Source organism: Aliivibrio sp. SR45-2, assembly GCF_963890165.1.
Lineage (GTDB): Bacteria > Pseudomonadota > Gammaproteobacteria > Enterobacterales > Vibrionaceae > Aliivibrio > Aliivibrio salmonicida.
This window is the reverse complement of the sequence record NZ_CAWPRC010000009.1, coordinates 1-3681: the sequence shown is the minus strand read 5'-3', so window position 1 is coordinate 3681 and position 3681 is coordinate 1. Positions and strand designations below refer to the sequence as shown.

At 36.7% G+C, this 3681-nt stretch carries 4 protein-coding genes; 2 read left to right on the top strand and 2 right to left on the bottom strand.

The features are described 5' to 3' along the window. The coding region (locus AACV33_RS00190) for a hypothetical protein (RefSeq protein ID WP_220488746.1) at nt 1–273 on the top strand (273 nt) is incomplete at its 5' end. Here AACV33_RS00190 and AACV33_RS00185 read toward each other — a convergent pair. Beyond that, complete coding sequence (locus tag AACV33_RS00185) at nt 256–708, bottom strand: hypothetical protein (RefSeq protein WP_182700651.1); 453 nt, start codon at nt 706–708, stop codon at nt 256–258. The genes AACV33_RS00190 and AACV33_RS00185 overlap by 18 nt on opposite strands. 254 nt (nt 709–962) lie before the next feature. On the opposite strand from AACV33_RS00185, the gene AACV33_RS00180 reads away from it, so the two are divergent. After that, entirely contained in the window at nt 963–1757 is a 795-nt protein-coding gene (locus AACV33_RS00180; protein ID WP_182700650.1) for an aminoglycoside 6-adenylyltransferase, read from the top strand. 195 nt (nt 1758–1952) lie between these two features. Here AACV33_RS00180 and AACV33_RS00175 read toward each other — a convergent pair whose 3' ends face one another. Beyond that, a complete protein-coding gene (locus AACV33_RS00175; protein ID WP_061037554.1) occupies nt 1953–2213 on the bottom strand; it encodes a DUF4282 domain-containing protein in 261 nt (86 codons plus the stop codon). Nucleotides 2214–3681: the final 1468 nt, after the last annotated feature.

Sequence of the window (3681 nt, the reverse complement as noted above, 5' to 3'; positions counted from 1 at the left end):
CCTGATAATACGAAAACCAAAAGGCAACAAAGAAGAAAGGAACGCTTACTAAGCCAAAACTACAAAAGCCGCGATCCTTTTGATGAACCGTGCAAAAAATTTCGGACTCAGTACGCACAACGCCTGCATAACACGTTTGCTACGATACAGACCTGGCTGAATTTTACTGCCTTAATCACTGAAACTAAAGGCAAACTGACAATGCCGAGTGTAGCAAATCGTGTTGATGCATTTGTTATGCGATTTCTTAAACTGTCAGTATATGCCTCTTGACGGTGCACTACGTTTTGCTGGCACATAATTGCTATCAACATAATTACTATCGCAACTTTTGCAAATCCAGTCACCTTTCCTTCTTATGTTCTGTAGACGCACATTTAGTCTATCTACATCTTTACACCTTTGACAAAACGGGCCATCTTTATTGCTACCATTTTGAAGCCAATAATATGGAGCTTCATAAACCAAGCTATCCTGTTCATCTAACTTTGCCTGAAGCGTTTTTATTTGAGCATCTTTTTCAATAATTACAGATTGGATACCAGCTAATTCCATTTTAGTGTCCGCTAGCGCATAAATTAATTCTGCTAACTCAAATTTAACTCCTGCTTTTTCTAAACTTTCACTGCTATTTTTAAGTATTGTTACTAACTCATGGGCGGTTTTTAAACTCCCTAAAGCTGCACTAATAGTTGTTATATCTGCCATTTATCCTCCAATCGCATAACGCCTGCATAACACGTTTGCTACGATACAGACTTAGCTGAATTTTAACGCCTTAATCACTGAAACTAAAGGCAAACTGACAACGCCGAGTGTAGAAAATCGTGTTGATGCATTTGTTATACCAAATTTTAGTTGCATATAAACTGTTTTTTAGCGATATTAAAATGCTGCGTTAATTTTACCGCACTAACTACTTAACTTGTAGTTTTAGGATTAACTTAGGTAAAAGGTAAAATATGAACTATCCAAAAACTCTTCCAGAGACTCATAAGCAACTTTTAGACAAAATCATTACTACATTAAAAAAGGATCAGCGGATCCTTGGAATTGGTGCTAGTGGGTCATATGCTTCTGACGCTATGGACAAATATAGTGATTTAGACTTAGTTATTGCTGTAAACCCAGCAGACTTTGACGATATCATGACTGAACGGTTTACTATCATTAACAGCATCGAAGGTAAAATAGCAGCGTTTACTGGCGAACATGTTGGTGAGCCACGACTAGTTATCGCTCTTTATGCACCACATGCAATACATGTCGACTACAAGTTTGTATCTTTACCCGACGCGGCAACTCGTGTTGATGATACGAAGGTTTTATGGGAAAAAGATCTGCTTCTAACTGATACATTTAAAACAAAAAAACATCAATACCCATGCCCAGAGCCACAATGGATTGAAGATCGTTTTTGGATTTGGATTCATTATGCAGCAACTAAAATTGCTAGAGGTGAATACTTTGAAGCTCTTGAGTTTTTATCATTTCTCAGAAATGTCACCTTGTCACCATTAGCTCTACAACAGGCCGGACTAACTCCATCTGGTGTAAGGAAAATTGAAACTCGTTTACCTGAGTTCAGTAAAGAATTAGAACTTACAGTAGCAAAGCCAGAAAAAGAATCGCTAATTATTGCCACTAATAAATGTATTGAGCTTTACTTAGAGCTTAGAGAAAATGAACAAGTAGAAAGAAACATAGAAGCACAAGAAATGTACGTTACCTACTTAAAGCAAGAAACTCAAGCGTAATGTAATATTTAGGGGATTGAGATATATCCCCTTTTCGTTGGAGAAAATTTGGTATAACGCCTGCATAACACGTTTACTACTATACAATTATACTTAAAATTGACGCCCTAAAACGAGAAACACCCGACAACCTGAGATGCCGAGTGTAGTAAATCGTGTTGATGCGATTGTTATGTTCGTTTCAAATTGAACAAATTAATCTTTTTCAACATCTGATTTATTCGCAATCTTTTGAAGATTTTCGTGAATTTTGAATAATACTATTAATAGTTCACACCAAATTCTTGCACCGATTGCACCACCAAGGATGATGCCTAAACCACCAAGAAAATTTTTCTCGTAACCAGCAAACATTGTAGCTAAACCTGAAACAACCGCTGACGCTAATAATAACCAATAAACGACAGTTATTATCTTTGGTGTAAGCATTGAATCAAAAAAGAAGATATCTTTCATTTTACAATTTCCATATATAATTAAAAGTATAATAAGCTCAAGAGCTTAGCCGTAACCAACTGAACAATTACGGTTTAATTTATATTCGAATTAATGATAATTGGCTACAAATACTGTATTACTATGATTTAATAAATGGATATTTTTGAAGTACGCCGCGATTTTACGTTAAAAAAGAAGAACATAACGCTGGCATAACACGTTTGCTACCATATAAACCAAGCTGAATTTTACTGCCTTAATCACTGAAACTAAAGGCAAACTGACAACGCCGAGTGTAGCAAATCGTGTTGATGCATTTGTTACACGATCTTTGTCAACGCTTCTATTAACTTGGTAAAGAATTGATTTACCAAGATTTACTGTAAACTGAGTTTAATTAGACTGGCTCAATTAAGCGAGCAAAATATCATTTCAACGGCAATAACTGTGAAACGAAACAATCCCTTTTTCTTACACCATTTGTACGATTTAGTTTCAGCCTGTTTTGAGCTGATAAACCAAATATCCCAACAACAATTGGGATTGAAAATTCTGCGAGAAAAACACTAATGCAAACTGAAATGAGGCAAAACCATGAACAATTGAAGCGTTAATTGGTTTCTGAAATCCATGAACTTTTGGTAATAATAGTAAATTGCCGAACCTGATAAAATGGAAACTAAAAGGAAACAAAGAAGAAGGAAAACCACCTACTTTCACACCTAAAAAACTAACGGCTCAATCGTGGAACTGAGCCAAAAAACTGCAATCTTAGAGTTCGTGTAACGCTGGCATAACACGTTTATTACTATGCAAACCAACCTGAATTAACCGCCTTAATCGCAAAACTAAAGACAAACCCAGAACGCCGAATGTAATAAATCGTGTTGATGCGATTGTTGTGCGTGCTTACTTTCGGCTTGGTCAACTTGGTAAAGAACTGCCCTGCCAAGATTTTCTAAGCCTAGATTCTAATTTACCGATGCCAATTAAGCGAACAAAATATTCTTAAATTGCGAGATAAAGTGAACGGAAAACAGATACATTTTTTACGTCATTTGAACGACTTGGTTTCAGCAGATTTGGAACTGATAAACCAAATATCCTTTCCACAACTGGGATTGAAAATACTGAGAGGAAAACACTGATACAGGCTAAAATGAGGCATAACCAGAGAACAATTGAAGCGTAAAGATGCCTCTGAAACGCCTGAACTTAGGAAAATAAGGGCTAATTTGCCGAACCTGACGATACGAAAGCAAAAAGGCAACAAAGAAGAAAGGAACGCTTACTAAGCCGAAACTACAAAAGTCTCGGTTCTATTGACAAACCGTGCAAAAAATTTCGGACTCAGTACGCACAACGCCTGCATAACACGTTTATTACCATGCAGACCAACCTGAATTTTACCGCCTTAATCACGAAACCCAAGACAAACCCAGAACGCCGAATGTAATAAATCGTGTTGATGCGATTGTTGTGCGTG

Coding starts and splice junctions, on each gene's coding strand:
- AACV33_RS00185 (WP_182700651.1), bottom strand. CDS start 708: ATGGCAGATATAACAACTATTAGTGCAGCTTTAGGGAGTTTAAAAACC.
- AACV33_RS00180 (WP_182700650.1), top strand. CDS start 963: ATGAACTATCCAAAAACTCTTCCAGAGACTCATAAGCAACTTTTAGAC.
- AACV33_RS00175 (WP_061037554.1), bottom strand. CDS start 2,213: ATGAAAGATATCTTCTTTTTTGATTCAATGCTTACACCAAAGATAATA.